Genomic DNA, 17,542 nt, shown 5'->3' with positions numbered 1-17,542 from the left:
CAACATGTCTGTGTCGGACAGTTCGAGCGTTAACCGGGCGATCCGGAGGCGAAAGCAGAGCTCGCCGTTTCTGCTCATTGCCGCCGCGCTCCTGATCGTCGCGGCGATTGCCGGCGCGGCTTTCATGCTCTCGCGGCCCGCCACCTTACGCATTGCCGTGGGACCGCCCGGAAGCGACGACGTAAAAATCATCCAGTCACTGGCGCAGACCTTCATCAACGAGGGCAGCCCGGTCCGGCTGACGGTGATTCCGACGGCCGGCCCGGTCGAGAGCCTCGGGCTCTTGAACACCAATGAAACCGATCTGGCGGTCGGTCGCGCCGACGAGGACATGCCCAAGGGCGCCGGGGCGGTTGCCATCTTGCGGAAGAACGTCGTGGTATTGTGGGCCCCCTCCGGCAAAGGCGGCGGCAAAAAAGAGAAAGCAAAAATCAAGGAGGTCGCCGACCTCGACGGCCGGCGCGTCGGCGTCCTTGGCCGCACCGCGGTCAATGTCACCTTGCTCAAGGTGATCCTGAGCGAATCCGGCCTCAACCCCGACAAGGTCACGATCTCGCGGTTCTCCGTCGCGCAGATCAACGACATGGTGAAGGACCCGTCGATCGACGCCTTCATGACGGTCGGCCCCCTCGACAGCAGGATCACGACCGACGCCATCGCGACGACCGCGCGCCTGCGCGGCGAGCCGGTGTTCATTCCGATCGACGTTTCGGAAGCGATCTCGCACAAGCACCCGCTTTACGAGTCCGAAGAGATTCCCGGCAGTTCCTTCACATCGGCGCCAGCGCGACCCGAGGACAAGGTCGAGACCCTCGGCGTCGACCATTTGATCGTGGCGCCGAAGTCGCTGTCCGACACGACAGTCGGCACGTTCACGCGGGCGCTGTTTGCGGTACGGCCTGCGCTTGTCAGGGAAGATCGCGCGGCGGCGAAGCTCCAGAAGCCGGACACCGACAAGGACGCGGCGATCCCGGCACATCCGGGCGCAGCGGCCTATATCGACGGCAACGAGCGGACCTTCCTCGACAAGTACAGCGATTACTTCTGGGGTGCCATCCTGCTGATGTCGGCGCTCGGCTCGATCGGCGCGTGGCTACGCCATTACGCAAGGCGCGATGAGCGCAACATCACCGCCGAGCATCGCGACAAGCTGCTAGCTCACATCACGCAGGTCCGCAAGACCGACGCCGTCGAGGAACTCGATGCCTTGCAGGAGGAAGCCGACGAATTCCTGCGCGAGACGCTCGAATGCTACGAAGACGGCGCGATCGACGACAGCGACCTCTCCGCCTACGGCCTCGTGCTCGAGCAATTCCATCATGCGGTGGCCGACCGGCGCGCGGTGATCGCCACGAACCCGGCCAAAACTCCGGCTCCGAAGTTCGCCAACGTCGGCGGCGATCACTGAAGCTTCGGCATCCGAGCCCACACATCCCTCGAGACGGCGCTTCGCGCCTCCTCGGGATGAGGTCGTGACTCATAGCTCGATCTTGACCCTGATGGTGAGGAGCCGCGTCCTTGACGCGGCGTCTCGAACCATGAGGCTCTATCGATCGGTGCCTTTTTAGAACCCGATCAGCCGACGGACGAGACCGACGACATTGACGTGATGACGCCGGTGAGAATGCCGCGACGACGGCGCAGCACCGTCATCCGGTGACGACGCGGAAGCGGCGACATTGCGGCCCGGTCCGATCGATTCGAACTGCGCCTTCTGCTCGTCGCTCAGCTCACTGTAGAGGCTGTCGAGCGCCGACTTGACGGTCTCGACCGCCTGCAACATCGCATCCAGCCGCTTAGCCGCAGCCGAGAGCCGCGCCGGCGGCGTCAACGCTTCGTTGGGTTCGCAGGTGCTCTTAAGCAAGTCGGCGGCCTTGGCGCTCGCGTCCTTCAGATTGTCGAAGCTCGCGCGCTGCGCGTCGGTCGGATGAACACGGCTCTCGATCTCGGCCGCCGGCCAGTCGGTCGCCTGTCCGCTGGTGCCGCAGTTTGGCGCCAGCGCGCCCTGATCGTTGCGGCCGCGCCGCTGATCTTCGCCGAGCGAGGTCAGCCGCGTCTTCTGCTCGTCGTTGAGCAGGCCGTAGAAATGATCGAGCGGCGGCTGCACGATGCGCACCGCCGAAATCATCGCCTCCAGCCGGGTCTGCATCGCAGCCAATCTGCCCGGCGCGGTCGAGGCGACGTCGTTCGGACAGGCCGCCTTGATGGCCTGGGCCGCCTTCACCGAGGCATTGGCGAGATCGTCGAGCGCCTTGCGCTGCTCGTCGTTCGGATTGAGGGCCTGCTGGATTTTGTCGATCGGAAGGCCCGCGATCTCCTGGCTGTCATCGCCGCACATCTGCGCCACTTCACTCGGCGCGTTGGCCGATGGCGCCGCACCGCCCGATGAATAGCCGCGTCCGCCGTACGGCAGATAGCCGGCAAGATCGTCATAGCCGTAGGGTGCGAAGATGCCGGCATAGATGTCGCCGTAGCCGTAATCCCAGAGCGAGGGATCATACCCCCACATCGCGTAATCGGAGAGATCGTAATAGGCGAACGGCCAGAACAACGGGCCGACCCAGCCATAGCCGCCATGGGCATGACGCCACCAGCCGCCGTTGCGGCCGTGGCCGCGCCATCCAGCGGTCGCCGCCGCCGCCGAGATATGCGCGCGGGTGTCCGGGTTATGCAGCGCGTTGTGATTATGCAGCGCGCCGGCAACGGCGCCTGCGGCGAGTGCGTGATGAATCGCGTTGGCGCGTATCGCACTCCGGCCGTTCAGAGCCTGGCGATTCCCTTGGTTCAGGTTGCCATTGGTCGCGGCGGTGCGATTGCCGCGAAAACTGCTGCCGCCGGCGGCACGCGAGAACGCCGCCGCCCGTCCGCCCGATGCATGTGAGACGGCCGCCCTTCCGCCGTAATGTCGTCCGCCGCCGGCAAAGCGGGCGCCGCCGCCACGGAAGCCGCCACCGCGGGCGCCAGCGAAATGTCCGCCGCCAAAGTGTCCGCCGCCCCCGCCGAAGTGAGCCCCGCCACCATGCCCGCCGCCACCGTGACCGCCTCCACCACCTCGGCCTCCACCGCCGCCACGTCCCGCCGCGAAGGCGGTGCCTGCAAGCGTGACCGACAACACAATCACCGACAACCATTTGATACTTCGCATGACGCTCCTCCGGCACAACTGCGGTGCCGGCATCGCACGCGAACGCGTGCGGCGGCACGATTGGGACATTTAATGTCACCAACGCCGGAGGGAACTTCCGGGTTCCTTCAAAGCGGGACGTTCGCAGGCACTTGGAGGATTAAAACGAGTTTAGATATCACTCGCCATCGCGCAGCCGCCGATAAACCGCACCCAACACGTTGCAGTAATCGTCGGTCCACACCCGCTGGTTGGCGGTCGGGTCGGTCTCTTCCCATTTGTCGGACGAGGCAAGCTTGCCGACGTCGGCCTCGTCGCGCGCTGACACCACCACGTTGGTTGCGAAGATGTATTCGCCGTCGCGGCCGGAGTCCTCGTTGTAGACCCAGCTCTTCATCCCGTTGGCGTCGGCAATGCCGACCACGACGCTCGCCAGTTCCAGATGCCGGTTGGAGACGTGCATCAGGACGACACCCTCCGGCGCCAGCTTGTCCTTGTAGATCTTCATCGCCTCCTGGGTGGCGAGATGGATCGGAATCGCATCCGACGAATAGGCGTCGACAATGATGATGTCGTAGAGGCCGTCCGGCTCGCGCGCAAAGGTCAGCCGCGCATCGCCGATCACCGGCTTCAGGTCCGGCTGGCAATTCTGCACGTAGGTGAAGTATTTCGGATCGCGCGCGGTATCGACCATCGACTGGTCGATTTCGAAGAACTTCCAGTCCTCGCCGGGCAGTCCGACGCAGGCGAGCGTGCCCGAGCCAAGCCCGATCGCCGCCGCGCGCAGCGGCGCACCCTTGCGCTCGCGGATCGCCGCCACCGCCTGACCGATGCCGCCATCCTTGTGATAGTAGGAGATCGGCTCCGGCCGGCCTTGCGCCGGCGTGCCGTCGTCGTTCTGGAATCGCTCGGCGCCGTGAATCGTCGTGCCGTGCAGCAGCACGTGATACTGGCCGCTCGGCGTCGTTACGATCTTGTGGACGCCGAAGAAACTGCGCACGGTATCGACGCGTCCATCGTCGGCGGGATAGACACGGACGAGCGCCAGCGCCAGTGCGGCGACGGCGGCAAGCTTGAGGCGCGCAGTGTTGAGCAAGAGCGCCAGCAGCATGCCGAGCACGGCGATACTGCCCGCCACATAGACCCGATGCTCATCGAGCCAGTCGAACGTCTCGCCCTTGGTTTGCGAGAGAGCAATCAAGGCCAGCGCCACGATGACCACCAACGGCCAGGCCAGGCGGCTCAGCCACGGCAGGCGTTCATTCGCCGGCGGACGGCAGAGTGCGGCAAGCACGATCAGGATCGGATATTCCGCCACCCACGAGAATACATTCGGCGCGATCAAGCCGGCGAACAGCCCGCCGATCATGCCGCCGAACGACAGCGCAACATAGAAGCCGGTGAGATATTTGGCGGGCGGACGCGTACGCGCCAGTTCGCCGTGGCAGGCCATCGCGATCACGAAGAAACAAAGCTGATGCCCGCCGATCGTCAGCAGTAGATTCTGTTCGCCGCCGACAGCGAGCAGCACGATGACGCCGGCGATGGCCGCCGGCTGCGCCCACAGCACCCATTTGTGCGGCAGCCACGGGCGTTGCTGAAACACCAGCACCCAGGTCAACAGATAGAGCGAGAGCGGCAGCACCCACAGCAGCGGCGCCGCGGCGACGTCGGTCGAAATATGCGCGGTCACCGCGATCAGAAGGCCGGACGGGACGGCTGCGAGGAACACCCAGCGCGCGCGCAACGCAAATGAAGGCGCCGGCGCGTCACTTTCAGCCGCCAAGGCCGCAGGGGATCGCGCCGGCGAACGCCATAACAGGAAGCCGCAAGCGGCGATGAGAACGATCAAAAGACCATAGCCACCGGTCCAGATCAGGTTTTGCGTCCGCAGGCTGAAGATCGGTTCCAGCACAAGCGGATAAGACAGCAGCGCGAGAAAGCTGCCGATATTGGAAGACGCGTAGAGGAAGTACGGATCGGCGCCGTCGGGATGGCCAGTACGGACGAACCAGGCTTGCAGCAGCGGGTTGTTGGCGGCGAGCGCAAAGAACGGCAGGCCGATCGAGGCCACGAACAGGCCGAGCAGCCATAGCGCGTATCCACTGGTCGGCGGATCGCCCCAATGCGCCGAGATCGCCAGCGGCAGCGTGATAAAGGCCACGATCAGCAGCACCAGATGCACCACGATCGGGATGACGCGGCTTTTGATCCGCATCAGAAGATGCGCATAGACGTAGCCCGCCAGCAGTAGCGACTGGAAGAACACCATCGCTACCGACCACACCGCCGGCGAACCGCCGAGCCGCGGCAGCACCATCTTGGTGAATAGCGGCTGGACCGAGAACAGCAACAATGCGCTGACGAAAATCGCCGCGGTGTAGGTCAGAAGCACCAGCCGGTTGCGGCCCGCAGAAGACGTTTCCGCAGGCAGTTGCGGATCGGATGGGGTCATGAAAACTCCGGCGGGGTGTTTCGTGATGCGGGATCGTTCCGGCGGCAATGGAGCATAGGAACGCGCGGCGGGCAATGTGGCCCCTCCGGCGGATGTGCAGGCGACGCGCGGTCTGATATGGAGGTGTCACTTTTTTGACGGGATGTTTCTAAAAGCTCGCATGAACGAAACGGATGTCATTATCATCGGGGCCGGACATAACGGCCTGACTTGCGCGGCCTATCTGGCGCAGGCAGGCCTTGGCGTGCGCGTGGTCGAGCGGCGCAAGGTCGTGGGTGGCGCGGCGGTTACGGAAGAATTCGCGCCGGGGTTCCGCAATTCGGTCGCGGCCTATACGGTGAGCCTGCTCAATCCGAAAATTATTTCCGACCTGAAACTTAGCCAGCATGGCTTGCGGATCGTCGAACGCCGCGCGCAAAATTTCCTGCCCGCGCCCGACGGCCGTTATCTCCTGACCGGCGAAGGCCGCACCAAGGATTCGCTCGCCAGACTGAGCCCACATGACGCCGGCGAACTCGACGGCTTCAACCGGAAACTCGAAGAGATCGCGGATGTGCTGCGCGCCCTGGTGCTGCGCGCGCCGCCAAACCTCGTCGAGAGCTTCGGGACGGCCGCGATCCGCGAGAGTTTCAGCGCGCTCGGCACCGCGAACATCTTAAGAAAGCTGTCGCTGGAGCAGCAGCGCCTATTGCTCGATCTGTTCACGCGCTCGGCCGGCGAAATGCTGGACGAAGTGTTCGACAGCGACCTGATCAAGGCGCTGTTCGGTTTCGATGCCATTGTCGGCAACTACGCTTCGCCCTACGCCGCCGGCTCGGCCTATGTGATGTTGCATCACGCCTTCGGCGAGGTGAACGGCAAGAAGGGCGTCTGGGGTCATGCCATCGGCGGCATGGGCGCGATCGGTCAGGCGATCGCGGCCACGGCGCGACAGGCCGGCGCCGAGATCACGCTCGATGCTGGTGTGCGCGAGGTGATCGTCGAGCGCGACCGCGCCGTCGGCGTCGTGCTCGACAATGGCGAGACGACGCGCGCAAAATATGTCGCTTCGAGTGTCAATCCAAAGCTGCTTTACACCCGCCTGGTGCCTTCAAACGCGCTACCGGAAGACTTTCTCGCGCGCATGAAAAGCTGGAAGAATGCCTCCGGCACGTTTCGCATGAACGTGGCGCTGAGCGCGCTCCCCTCCTTCACGGCGCTGCCGGGCAACGGCGATCACCTCACCTCCGGCATCATCATGGCGCCGAGCCTCGCCTATATGGATCGCGCCTGGCAGGACGCACGCGAACACGGCTGGAGCCGCGCGCCGGTCGTGGAAATGCTGATCCCGTCAACCCTTGACGACAGCCTTGCGCCGGCCGGCCAGCATGTCGCGAGCCTGTTCTGCCAGCACGTCGCGCCGGAATTGCCGGATGGGCGTTCCTGGGACGACACCAGAGAGGAAGTCGCCGACCTCATGGTCGCAACCGTCGACCGGTACGCGCCGGGTTTTGCGAGTAGCATCATCGGACGCCAGATTCTCTCGCCGCTCGACCTCGAACGGCAGTTCGGCCTGCTCGGAGGGGACATCTTCCACGGCGCACTGACGCTGAACCAGTTGTTCTCGGCACGGCCGATGCTCGGCCACGCCGATTACCGCGGCCCCCTGAAGGGGCTCTATCACTGCGGTTCCGGCGCCCACCCCGGCGGCGGTGTCACCGGCGCCCCCGGCCACAACGCCGCGCAGACGATCCTGCGGGATCACCGCGCGCTGTTTGGATAGACGGTGGATAGGCTGTGGACGGGTGTGGAAGAAGCAAAATGGCGGCCGTAAAGCGATTGGCTCGAATTGTTCTCTGGATTTACCTAATCGGATTTGTCCTATTGGAATTTAACGCGCTCTTAGCGCTTATCGCTCCGGCGCATTCGGCCATATTCATAGCGCGAGCGATTTTCTCATAGGACTGGCAGAATCCGTGGCCATCAACGCGCTTTGGCCAATCATTCTCATCATATTTTTGGTGCAAGGTCCGCCAAACTAGCGGTCACGGTGACAGATTCACCAACACCGCCAAAAGAACCCTTCCCACCCCCTCCCCTAACCCTCCGCCAGCCGCTTCAGCACCGCGTGAAAACTGAGGCTGCGCGCGCCCACCAGCGTGGTGCCGAACACCTCGGATGCGTCGCCGGAGAATTTGCCGGTGAATCCGCTTGAAACCTCCTCGCCGCCGAACAGCGGGCGGACGAAGGGATCGTTGAAGGGCGTGTGCTGGTTGGTGACGAGCTCGCCCTTCCAGGTTCCGTCACCGACGCTGTAGCGCCCGACCGACCAGAAGTACGGACCGCCGCCGAGCAGCTCGCCGTCCCTCAGGATGAGAACGCCGCTGTCGCGGCCTTTCACGCCGTCGAGCATGTGGATGTGGATGGAGTAAAGCCCGTTCCGCATCGATCCGGTCCGCTTCTCCTGGGGCTCAAGCGCACCCATCCTACCCGAAGGACCCGCGTGTTCGGTCGAATGGTCGCGGTATGTTCGGTGGATAGTGTTGTGGATGAGCTTTGCGTCCGCTGTGAAGTAGCGTGGATAAAATGGGGATATGCGCAAATCGAAGCTGCGGCGGTGGGCCTCGTCTCATGTGCGCCTGTGGATGACGATGACGCAAAGACGCGCAGCAGCGACGCCGGCATGCTCGAGACGTGCGCGATCTCTTAACAAATTCAAAACGATGGAATGCCGGCTTTAACCAACACTTAATCGTTCGGGAGATCTGGCGTGCATTTGGGGAAAGCGGTAGGAAAATTGAGGCTGCGGATGAAGCGCCTCACAGGATGGTTTAAAACCACCTCTATACCCTTGCGCATTAATCTGTTTTTAACCAACAGATCACGCGAGGCACTGGATCAGCACGGTATACGCTGGCCAGAGGCCGTTCCGGGGCAGGAACCTAGAAGAACAAGGTGAATGAAGCCTTAAACTGCGCCATACCAGTGTCCCGGTTCTGACATTCGTAATCTGTCACAACGGGCACCGCTACGAATGTCAGAACCAACGGGACACTGGCATATATTGGTTTTCTAGTGCGGCTTGGACTCTGACGTTCCTTTGAACAGGTCGCTGCGAAACTGAAAGGAACGTCAGAGTCGCCGCACTAGTCCCCGCCCACCCTCTTTCCTGAATTTCACAAATGACCTCGACGCTCACACCCCAAAGCCATCGCGCCACGTTGGCCATCGGCGATGAACACACCGCCCGGCGCATCTCCGACCTCCTGACCGAGACGCTCGATGAGAGCGAAGCCGCCATCGGCGCCTTCGAGGGACCAAGCGGGCGCTGGGATATCACCATCTACTTTACCGACGCCCCCAATGAGGCCGCGATCCGCGAGCTGGTTGGCCTCGCCGCGGGCGAGGACGCCGGGCGGTCCGTCCGGTTCGACACGATCGAGGCCAAGGACTGGGTCCGCGCCACGCTCGACGAACTGGTGCCGGTCCATGCCGGGCGTTTCGTCGTCCATGGCCAGCACGACCGGGCCAAGGTGACGCCCAACAAGCTCGGCATCGAGATCGAGGCGGCGCTGGCCTTCGGCACCGGCCATCACGGCACCACCCACGGCTGCCTCTTGCTGCTCGACCACGTCCTGAAGGCGCATCAGCCCCGGCGCGCGCTCGATCTCGGCACCGGCACCGGCGTTTTGGCGATCGCCGCCGCCAAGGCGCTGCAAACCAAAGTGCTGGCGAGCGACATCGATGCGCTGTCGGTGAAAGTGGCCGCCGGCAACGCGCGGTCCAACCGCGTCGGCCCATTTGTCGAGGTGACGTGGGGCAATGGCTTTGCCGCGCCCAGGTTGCGGGAGCGTCAGCCGTTCGACCTGGTGCTGGCCAACATTCTCGCCAATCCGCTGCGGCAGATGGCAACGGCGATGTCCCGGCATCTGGCTGGTGGGGCGCGCGTGATCCTGTCGGGACTGCTGACGCCCCAGGCGCCGGCGGTGATCGCGGCCTATCGGGCGCGCGGGCTCGTGGTCGAGCGCCACATCCGGATCGAAGGCTGGAGCAGCCTGTTACTTCACAAAGCGCGGTAGGAAACGTTGACCCTCATGGTGAGGAGGAGCGAGCACCCGAGCAGGCCGAGCTATAGCGAGGCCGTCGCGAACGGTGCAAAGTGGGATATGCGACGTCCGGACGATGCTTCGCATCGCCGGGAGAACCATGAGGCCGCTATCCGGGCCTTCATCCTTCGAGACGCGGCGCAAGCGCCGCCCTCAGGATGAGGGGCCTACTTCGCCTGCTTCCGCGACTTCTGCTGAGCCGCCTTCTCGGCACTGACCTTGCGCTTGGCGCGGCTCTCCGCAAATCGATCCAGAAGCCGGGGCAGAACGCCGCGCGGTTTCTCGGCGGTGGACGAAGAAGCGGTTACGCGGCGCATCGGCGGCGAAATCTTCTCGAAGGTGAAGACGGGCATGGTTAATCCCTCGACGCTGGAAACTGACGCCCTTGGAACTGGCCTTGGAATTCCACCCGGAAGGATCTTCTTGATTCGCTTCAGGACATTTTCGCGTCATGAAACGTTCAACCCCGTCTAATGCGGGTGCAGCAATTCAATCACACTAAATTCCGAATCGGAAGCGAATTGAGTCGGTTACCCCGCCGTCCCGGGAATGATGCTACTATCGTCCAATGTTTGAAGCCCACTTCCAGACCTTCGAAGAGCCGGAAACCGGCATCGCTTTGTCCGCGCGTCTATCCGCATTCCGCGAGGAGTTGACGAGACGCAACCTGACCGGCTTCGTGGTGCCGCGCGCCGATCAGCAGCAGAACGAATATGTGCCGCCCTCCGAGGAACGGCTGGCTTGGCTCACCGGCTTCACCGGATCGGCCGGCATGGCGATCGTGCTCGTCCGCGAGGCCGCGGTGTTCGTCGATGGGCGCTACACGCTACAAGCCGGCAAGCAGGTCGACACCAAGGTCTGGAGCGTCCAGCCGCTGGTGGATCCGCCGCCGGAGGCCTGGCTGGCACAGCATCTTGTTGCCGGCGACCGCCTCGGCTTCGATCCCTGGCTGCACACGACGGCATCCGCCGAGAAGCTTGCGGCGGCTTGCGCCAAGGCGGGCGCGGAACTGGTCGCGGTCGATACTAACCCGGTCGATGCGGTCTGGACCGAACGCCCGCCGCTGCCGCTCGCGCCGGTCGCCCTGCACGGCAAGCAATTCGCGGGCGAAATCGAAGCCGACAAGCTGAAGCGGATCGAGACCGAGATCGCCAAGGTCGGCGCCGACGCGCTGGTGTTGTCCGACAGCCATGCCGTGGCCTGGGCCTTCAATATCCGCGGCGCTGACGTCGCCCATACCCCCCTGCCCCTGTCCTACGCGCTTCTGCCGAAAAGCGGCCGGCCGACACTGTTCATCGACCATCGCAAGCTTTCCAACAGCGTGCGTGACCACCTCGAACAGACTGCAACCGTGGTCGAGCCGGGCGCGCTGACGCCGAAACTGATCGAACTGTCGAAAAGCGGCGCTTCGATTGCGCTCGACAGCGCGACCGCTGCGGACGCGCTGACCCGCCTGATTTCGTCGGCCGGCGGCAAGGTGATCCGCGGCAGCGATCCGGTCGCTCTGCTCAAGGCCGTCAAGAACGACACCGAAATCGCCGGCACGAAGGCCGCGCATCGGCGCGATGCGATCGCACTGGCACGGTTTCTCGCCTGGGTCGACCGCGAGGCGCCCGCAGGCAGCCTGACTGAAATCGACGCCGTCGAGGCGCTGGAAACCTTCCGCCGCGACACCGGCGCACTGAAGGACGTTTCGTTTCCGACCATTTCGGGCACCGGGCCGAATGGCGCCATCGTGCATTACCGCGTCACCCGCAAGAGCAACCGCCGCATCGCGCGCGGCGATCTGCTGCTGATCGATTCCGGCGCGCAATATGAAGACGGCACCACCGACGTCACCCGCACCATTGCGATCGGCGAGCCGACGCAAGAAATGCGCGATCGCTTCACCCGCGTGCTGCGCGGCCACATCGCGATCTCGCGTGCGCTGTTTCCGGATGGCACGACAGGTGCGCAGCTCGATACGCTGGCGCGGCAATATCTTTGGCAGGCCGGCGTCGATTTCGAGCATGGCACCGGCCACGGCGTCGGCAGTTACCTCTCGGTGCACGAGGGACCTGCGCGGATTTCCAAGCTCGGCACCACGCCCCTCAAGCGCGGCATGATCCTCTCCAACGAGCCGGGTTACTACAAGACCGACGCCTTCGGCATCCGCATCGAGAACCTCGAACTCGTCGTCGCCGCCGACGTCGCAGGCGCCGAGAAGCCGGTTAACGCTTTCGAAACCCTGACGCTCGCGCCGATCGATCGTCGCTTGGTCGACCTCAACATGCTCGCGAGCGACGAATTGAGCTGGCTCAACGAATACCACGAGCGGGTGCGCCACGCCGTGCGCGGCCATGTCGACGAGGCGACGAAAGCCTGGCTCGACGGGGCTACCGCGCCGCTGTCGCTGTAGGTGCAGCTGCCGCCTTTCTCGCCATGCCTGAATAACAGGTCCGATTGCGCGCAACGCATCCCGGAAAACGAGTAGCGGCATTCCGAAACACCGCATTTGCGCTTCGCCGAATGCGGCTAAAGTCCGACTCAACAAGATCACTCCAACAAAGCAGAGGACGCATACCGGACCGCTTTGCGGTCTGATCGCGACTGCGGAAACTGGACCCTCATGCACGGCGTCGTCGGCAGATCGGCCGCACTGACCGACAGCGAAAGCTCCGCGAAGACGCGGATCATGCTGTTGCTTCTGGTCGCCATGACCGGCGTGGCGCCGATCTCGCTCTACATGCTGGTGCCGGCGCTGCCGGTACTTGCGAAGACGTTCGATAGCAACGTCTCCATCGCGCAGATGACGGTGTCGCTCTACATGGTCGGCATCGCCTGCTCGCAGATCCTGATGGGGCCGCTGTCCGATCGCTTCGGACGGCGGCCGGTCTTGCTCGCGGGTCTCGGCCTGATGGTGGTGGCAAGCGCGGCGTGCAGTTTCGCCGAGACGCTGCCGCAACTGATCGCCGCGCGTTTCTTCCAGGCGTTCGGCGGCGCCAGTGGCATGGTGATAAGCCGTGCCATCATCCGCGACCTCTATAGCCGCGAACGTATCTCCTCGATGATCTCACTCGTGATCGGCGTCATGATGATCGCGCAGATGCTGAGCCCCTTGGCCGGTGGTCTGATCGAGAACTCATTCGGCTGGCGCGCCATCTTCTACGCCACTACGGCGATGTCACTGGTTGTGGCCGCCGCCATTGCGCTGGCGCTGCCGGAGACCCGCCGCGAAAGGCTCGCCAGCGCGAGCTTCCGCCGCGATGTCGGCGGTCTTCTAACCAGCCGCGCCTTCATCGGCTATATGCTGTGCCAGGTGCTGGCCTCGCAGATCATCTTCACCTTCGCAGGCGGCGCCCCCTATATCGTCATTACGCATATGGGGCGCACCGGCGCTGAATATGGCGCGTGGTTTGCTCTTATCGGCTTCGCCTACCTGGTCGGCAATCTCTTTTGTGTGCGCTTTGCGCCGCGCCATTCTCTGGAGCGGCTGATCTGGTTCGGGCTCGCGCTGCAACTCGCCGGCAGCCTGCTCAACCTCGTCTGCGGCCTCACCGGCATCAACCAGGCGCCGGCGTGGCTGTTCGGCACCCAGATGATCGTGATGTTCGCCAATGCCTTCGTGATGTCGAACTCGGCGGCCGGGGCCATCAGCGTGCGGCCCGAGGCCGCCGGTACCGCCTCGGGCGCGATGGGATTCTTGCAGATGGGGCTGGGATCGTTCCTGTCGCAGTTCGGCGCTTATCTCGGTGGCCACTTCACCACGCCCGCCCCGCTCAACGCCGCGGTGTTCGCGCTTTCGCTCGCTTGCGCCTCGACCATGGTCTTCATCATTCCCCGGCGCAATGTGGTGGTGAGCGAGGAACTGATCGAACAGGCGGAAGAAGAGAGCGGGATCGTGTGAGGCCAGAGAATGCCCCGCTCCTGGTCATACCCCGCGAAAGCGGGGTATCCAGTACACCGAGCCCTCTCGATAACAAATCGATGTCTCTGGAATACTGGATCATCCGCTTTCGCGGATGATGACGACGGAAGTTGCGGATGCGGTGCTACTCTCCGACCATCTTCAGCCACTCGTCTTCCGTCAAAACCGTGACGCCGTGCTTTGTCGCCTCTGCAAGCTTTGAGCCCGCGCCGGGACCCGCGACGACATAATCCGTTTTCTTTGACACCGAGCCCGCCGCCTTGGCCCCGAGGCGCTCGGCCATCGCCTTGGCCTCGTCGCGCGTCATCTTCTCCAGCGACCCCGTGAACACCACCGTCTTGCCGGCAACGATCGAATTGCTCTTCGGCTTTTCGGCATCGAGGATATCGACCTCGCGCGTCAGCCGCTCGACAATCCCGCGGTTATGGCTTTCGCCGAAATAGGCCTTGATGCTGGCGATCACGGTGTCGCCGATCTGGTCGAGCGCATCCATTTCGGCGATGGCTTCCTCGTCGTCCCTGGTGACCTTCATGCAGGCGTCGTGGAAGGCATCCCAGGAGCCATAACCGCGCGCCAGCGCCAGCGCCGTGGTCTCGCCGACATGGCGCATGCCGAGCGCATAGATGAAGCGCTCCAGCGAAATCGTGCGCCGGCCTTCGATGGCCGCGAACAGATTGCGCACGGAGGTTTCGCCATAACCCTCGATCTCCTCGAGCTTGAGTTTGGCGTTGCGCTTCTGCAGCGTGAAGATGTCGGCCGGCTCGCGAACCCATTCCTCGTCGAAGAAATATTGCAATTGCTTCTCGCCGAGACCATCGATGTCGAAGGCACGCCGCGACACGAACAGCTTCAGATGCTCGATCTTCTGGTAGGGGCAGGCGAACTCGCCGCTGCAACGCGCACGCGAGCCTTCCTCGCCGGTTGCGGTTTCCTCGCGCACCACGTCGGTATGCAGCGGACACGGGCATTTTTTCGGAAAGTGAAAAACCCTGGCATCCTTCGGGCGTTTGTCGATGACGACATCGACAACTTGCGGGATCACGTCGCCGGCGCGCTGGATCACGACGGTGTCGCCGATCCGGATATCGCGGCCCTCGCGCAGTTCCTCGCCCTTGTTGCCGATGCCCCGGATGTAGTCCTCGTTGTGCAGCGTGACGTTCTGCACGATGACGCCGCCGACGCCGACCGGCTCCAGCTTGCCGACCGGCGTGAACGAACCGGTGCGCCCGACCTGGATCTCGATATCGCGCAGGATCGTCGTGGCGCGCTCGGCCGGAAATTTGTGCGCAATGCCCCAGCGCGGGGTGCGCGAGACGAAGCCGAGGCGTTCCTGCCAGTCGAGGCGATCGACCTTGTAGACCACGCCGTCGATGTCGTAGTCGAGTTTGGCGCGCTGTTCCTCGATCTTGCGATGAAACGCGATCAGTTCCTCGACCGAGTGGCAGAGCTTTGTCAGCGGATTGGTCTTGAAGCCGCAGTGTTCGAACCAGGCGATCATGCCGGACTGCGTGTCTTCCGGCATGTCACTCATCTCGCCCCAGGCATAGGCAAAGAAGCCGAGCGGGCGCGAGGCAGTGATCGTGGGGTCTTTCTGACGCAGCGAGCCGGCGGCCGAGTTGCGCGGATTGGCGAACGGCGCTTCCCCGGCCTCAACCTGCTTCTTGTTGAGAACCAGAAACGCCTTCTTGGTCATGTAGACCTCGCCGCGCACCTCGCAGATTTGCGGGAACTTGCGTCCCTTCAGCTTCTTCGGCACGTCGTCGAGCGTACGGATGTTGGCGGTGACGTCCTCGCCTTCCGCCCCGTCGCCGCGCGTCGCAGCGGTGACGAGTTCGCCATCCTCGTAGCGCAGCGACATCGAGAGCCCGTCGATCTTTGGCTCGGCGGAAAAATCGATGCGCTCGTCCTCGGATAGCTTCAGGAAGCGGCGGATTCGGCCAACGAAATCGACCACATCCTCCTCGGCAAAGGCGTTGTCGAGCGAGAGCATCGGCACCGCATGACGCACCTTGCTAAACCTGCCGGAAGGCGCGGCGCCGACCTTCTGCGATGGCGATTCCGCGCTGACCAGTTCCGGAAAGCGTTTTTCGATCGCGTTGAAGCGCTGGCGCAGCGCGTCGTATTCGGCGTCGGTGACTTTGGGGGCGTCGTCCTGGTAATACGCCGTGTCATGCCCTTCGATCTCAAGCGCCAGCCGCATGTGCTCGACCTTGGCCTGCGCCTTGGTGAGGTCGGCGACCTCGGTGAGCTTTTTGGGTTTTGCCTTGGTTGCCATGGCAGGAAATGTACTACGCCGTCGCCGCCTTGAGCAGCCGCTCGGCGGCGGCGCGGGCCTCCGCGGTGATTTCGGCGCCGGCGAGCATGCGGGCGATTTCCTCGCGGCGGTGATCGGCCGCCAGCGCATTGACGCGGGTGGCGACGCGCTTGCCCTTGTCGAGCGCATCCTTGGAGATCAAGAGATGCTGGTCCGCGCGCGCGGCGACCTGCGGCGCATGCGTCACCGCCATCACCTGCACCTTGGAGGCGAGCCGCGCCAGCCGCGCGCCGATCGCATCCGCGACCGCGCCACCGACCCCGGTGTCGATTTCGTCGAACACCAGCGTTGGCGCGGAGCCGCGGTCGGACAGCACGACCTTGAGCGCCAGAAGAAAGCGCGACAGCTCGCCGCCGGAGGCGACTTTCATCAGTGGCCCGGGCCGGGTGCCCGGATTGGTCTGTACCCAGAACTCGACGCGGTCATAGCCTTGCGGACCGGGCGACGCCGGATCGGAGTCCACCTGCGTGGTGAATTTCGCGCGCTCGAGTTTTAGCGGCGCAAGCTCGGCGTTGACGGCCTTGTTGAGCTTTTCCGCCGACTTGACCCGCGCTGCGGAGAGTTTGGCGGCCGCGGCCACATAGCGCTTGTCGGCGGCATCGGCCGCCTCTTCCAGCTTCTTCAACTGATCGGCGCCGGCATCGATCAGCGCGACATCGGCGGCATATTTGGTGGCAAGCGCGGCGAGCCCGTCGACCGGGGTCGAATATTTGCGGGAAGCCGCGCGCAAGGCGAACAACCGCTCTTCGATGCGCTCGAGCTCGGCCGGATCAAAATCCGCAGCAGCCAGCGCTCTCGACAGATGCTGATCGGCCTCCTCTAACGCGTTGATCGCGATATCGATCGCCTTCACCGCGGGCTCGACCAAAGCCGGTGAATTCGCCGCGCGCCGTTCGAGCCGGCGCACCGCGGCCGACAGCGCAGCCACCGGCGAGTGATTGCCGGAGACCGCTTCCTGCGCCTCGCGCAGGTCGGAGGCGATCTTCTCGCCCTGCATCATCGTGGTGCGGCGGGAGGCCAAAGCCGTTTCCTCGCCGTCCTTTGGCGCGAGCTGCTTCAATTCGTCGGAAGCGTGCCGCAGATAATCTGCCTCCCGCGCAGCCCGCTCCATGCCAGCGCGGTGCTCGTCGAGCAGGCGGTTGGCCTCGCGCCGCGCCTCCCAGAGCTTCTCCAGCGCGGCGACGTCTTTTTCGAGCCCGGAAAACGCATCGAGCAGGCGGCGGTGGGTCGAGGCATCGACCAGCGCGCGTTCATCATGCTGGCCGTGGATCTCGACCAGCGCCGAGCCCAGCGCTTTCAGGGTCTGCACGCTGATCGCCTGATCGTTGATGAAGGCGCGGGTGCGGCCATCGGCCAGTTGCACGCGGCGCAGGATCATCTCTCCGGTGTCGTCCAGGCCGTTGTCGGCGAGGATAGCCGCGGCCGGATGGCCCTTCGGCACATCGAATACGGCCGTGACCTGGCCCTGCTCGGCGCCGTTACGCACCAGGGTGGCATCGCCGCGGCCGCCGAGCGCCAGCGCAAAGGCATCCAGCAAAATGGATTTGCCCGCGCCGGTCTCGCCGGTCAAAACCGCGAGCCCTCGGGAAAACTCGATATCGAGCCGTTCGATCAGGACGATGTCACGGATCGACAGACGCGCCAGCATGAGAGGATA

11 protein-coding genes are annotated in these 17,542 nt (G+C 64.0%); 5 read left to right on the top strand and 6 right to left on the bottom strand.

Annotated elements, in window-relative coordinates:
• Positions 1 to 4 precede the first annotated feature (4 nt).
• On the top strand, positions 5 to 1,408 hold the full coding sequence (locus BUA38_RS20580) for a TAXI family TRAP transporter solute-binding subunit (protein WP_072820707.1): 1,404 nt from the start codon (positions 5 to 7) through the stop codon (positions 1,406 to 1,408).
• Positions 1,409 to 1,564: 156 nt separating this feature from the next.
• On the opposite strand, the gene BUA38_RS20575 is transcribed toward BUA38_RS20580, so the two are convergent.
• Both BUA38_RS20575 and BUA38_RS20570 read right to left on the bottom strand, forming a co-directional pair.
• Positions 1,565 to 3,145: a Spy/CpxP family protein refolding chaperone gene (locus BUA38_RS20575; protein WP_072820705.1), complete on the bottom strand. Its 1,581-nt coding sequence runs from the start codon at positions 3,143 to 3,145 to the stop codon at positions 1,565 to 1,567.
• A 157-nt stretch (positions 3,146 to 3,302) separates the two neighbouring features.
• Positions 3,303 to 5,579 carry a fused MFS/spermidine synthase gene (locus tag BUA38_RS20570; protein WP_072820703.1) on the bottom strand — a complete coding sequence of 759 codons (2,277 nt, stop codon included), beginning with the start codon at positions 5,577 to 5,579 and terminating at the stop codon, positions 3,303 to 3,305.
• Positions 5,580 to 5,739: 160 nt separating this feature from the next.
• Here BUA38_RS20570 and BUA38_RS20565 point away from each other — a divergent pair, with 160 nt between their 5' ends.
• Entirely contained in the window at positions 5,740 to 7,341 is a 1,602-nt protein-coding gene (locus BUA38_RS20565; protein WP_072820701.1) for a phytoene desaturase family protein, read from the top strand.
• 315 nt (positions 7,342 to 7,656) lie between these two features.
• Here BUA38_RS20565 and BUA38_RS20560 read toward each other — a convergent pair whose 3' ends face one another.
• Positions 7,657 to 8,004 carry a GrlR family regulatory protein gene (locus BUA38_RS20560; RefSeq protein ID WP_072826276.1) on the bottom strand — a complete coding sequence of 116 codons (348 nt, stop codon included), beginning with the start codon at positions 8,002 to 8,004 and terminating at the stop codon, positions 7,657 to 7,659.
• Between the two features lie 736 nt (positions 8,005 to 8,740).
• Between BUA38_RS20560 and BUA38_RS20550 the strand changes: the two genes are divergently transcribed.
• Positions 8,741 to 9,637 (top strand): 50S ribosomal protein L11 methyltransferase, encoded by an 897-nt coding sequence (locus BUA38_RS20550; protein WP_072820697.1) that lies wholly within the window; start codon positions 8,741 to 8,743, stop codon positions 9,635 to 9,637.
• Positions 9,638 to 9,831: 194 nt separating this feature from the next.
• On the opposite strand, the gene BUA38_RS20545 is transcribed toward BUA38_RS20550, so the two are convergent.
• Entirely contained in the window at positions 9,832 to 10,017 is a 186-nt protein-coding gene (locus BUA38_RS20545; protein ID WP_072820695.1) for a hypothetical protein, read from the bottom strand.
• Between the two features lie 215 nt (positions 10,018 to 10,232).
• On the opposite strand from BUA38_RS20545, the gene BUA38_RS20540 reads away from it, so the two are divergent.
• Complete coding sequence (locus BUA38_RS20540; protein WP_072820693.1) at positions 10,233 to 12,062, top strand: aminopeptidase P family protein; 1,830 nt, start codon at positions 10,233 to 10,235, stop codon at positions 12,060 to 12,062.
• Between the two features lie 210 nt (positions 12,063 to 12,272).
• Positions 12,273 to 13,550: a multidrug effflux MFS transporter gene (locus BUA38_RS20535; RefSeq protein WP_072820690.1), complete on the top strand. Its 1,278-nt coding sequence runs from the start codon at positions 12,273 to 12,275 to the stop codon at positions 13,548 to 13,550.
• A 145-nt stretch (positions 13,551 to 13,695) separates the two neighbouring features.
• Here BUA38_RS20535 and ligA read toward each other — a convergent pair whose 3' ends face one another.
• Both ligA and recN read right to left on the bottom strand, forming a co-directional pair.
• On the bottom strand, positions 13,696 to 15,846 hold the full coding sequence (gene ligA, locus BUA38_RS20530) for an NAD-dependent DNA ligase LigA (protein WP_072820687.1): 2,151 nt from the start codon (positions 15,844 to 15,846) through the stop codon (positions 13,696 to 13,698).
• A 13-nt stretch (positions 15,847 to 15,859) separates the two neighbouring features.
• On the bottom strand, positions 15,860 to 17,533 hold the full coding sequence (gene recN / locus BUA38_RS20525; RefSeq protein ID WP_072820685.1) for a DNA repair protein RecN: 1,674 nt from the start codon (positions 17,531 to 17,533) through the stop codon (positions 15,860 to 15,862).
• Positions 17,534 to 17,542: the final 9 nt, after the last annotated feature.

It is taken from the genome of Bradyrhizobium erythrophlei, from assembly GCF_900142985.1.
Lineage (GTDB): Bacteria > Pseudomonadota > Alphaproteobacteria > Rhizobiales > Xanthobacteraceae > Bradyrhizobium > Bradyrhizobium erythrophlei_B.
Note: the sequence above shows the minus strand (reverse complement) of the source record. Positions and strands in the feature narration are given on the sequence as shown.

Coding starts and splice junctions, on each gene's coding strand:
- recN (WP_072820685.1), bottom strand. CDS start 17,533: ATGCTGGCGCGTCTGTCGATCCGTGACATCGTCCTGATCGAACGGCTC.
- BUA38_RS20570 (WP_072820703.1), bottom strand. CDS start 5,579: ATGACCCCATCCGATCCGCAACTGCCTGCGGAAACGTCTTCTGCGGGC.
- BUA38_RS20560 (WP_072826276.1), bottom strand. CDS start 8,004: ATGCGGAACGGGCTTTACTCCATCCACATCCACATGCTCGACGGCGTG.
- BUA38_RS20575 (WP_072820705.1), bottom strand. CDS start 3,145: ATGCGAAGTATCAAATGGTTGTCGGTGATTGTGTTGTCGGTCACGCTT.
- BUA38_RS20565 (WP_072820701.1), top strand. CDS start 5,740: ATGAACGAAACGGATGTCATTATCATCGGGGCCGGACATAACGGCCTG.
- BUA38_RS20550 (WP_072820697.1), top strand. CDS start 8,741: ATGACCTCGACGCTCACACCCCAAAGCCATCGCGCCACGTTGGCCATC.
- ligA (WP_072820687.1), bottom strand. CDS start 15,846: ATGGCAACCAAGGCAAAACCCAAAAAGCTCACCGAGGTCGCCGACCTC.
- BUA38_RS20535 (WP_072820690.1), top strand. CDS start 12,273: ATGCACGGCGTCGTCGGCAGATCGGCCGCACTGACCGACAGCGAAAGC.
- BUA38_RS20545 (WP_072820695.1), bottom strand. CDS start 10,017: ATGCCCGTCTTCACCTTCGAGAAGATTTCGCCGCCGATGCGCCGCGTA.
- BUA38_RS20540 (WP_072820693.1), top strand. CDS start 10,233: ATGTTTGAAGCCCACTTCCAGACCTTCGAAGAGCCGGAAACCGGCATC.
- BUA38_RS20580 (WP_072820707.1), top strand. CDS start 5: ATGTCTGTGTCGGACAGTTCGAGCGTTAACCGGGCGATCCGGAGGCGA.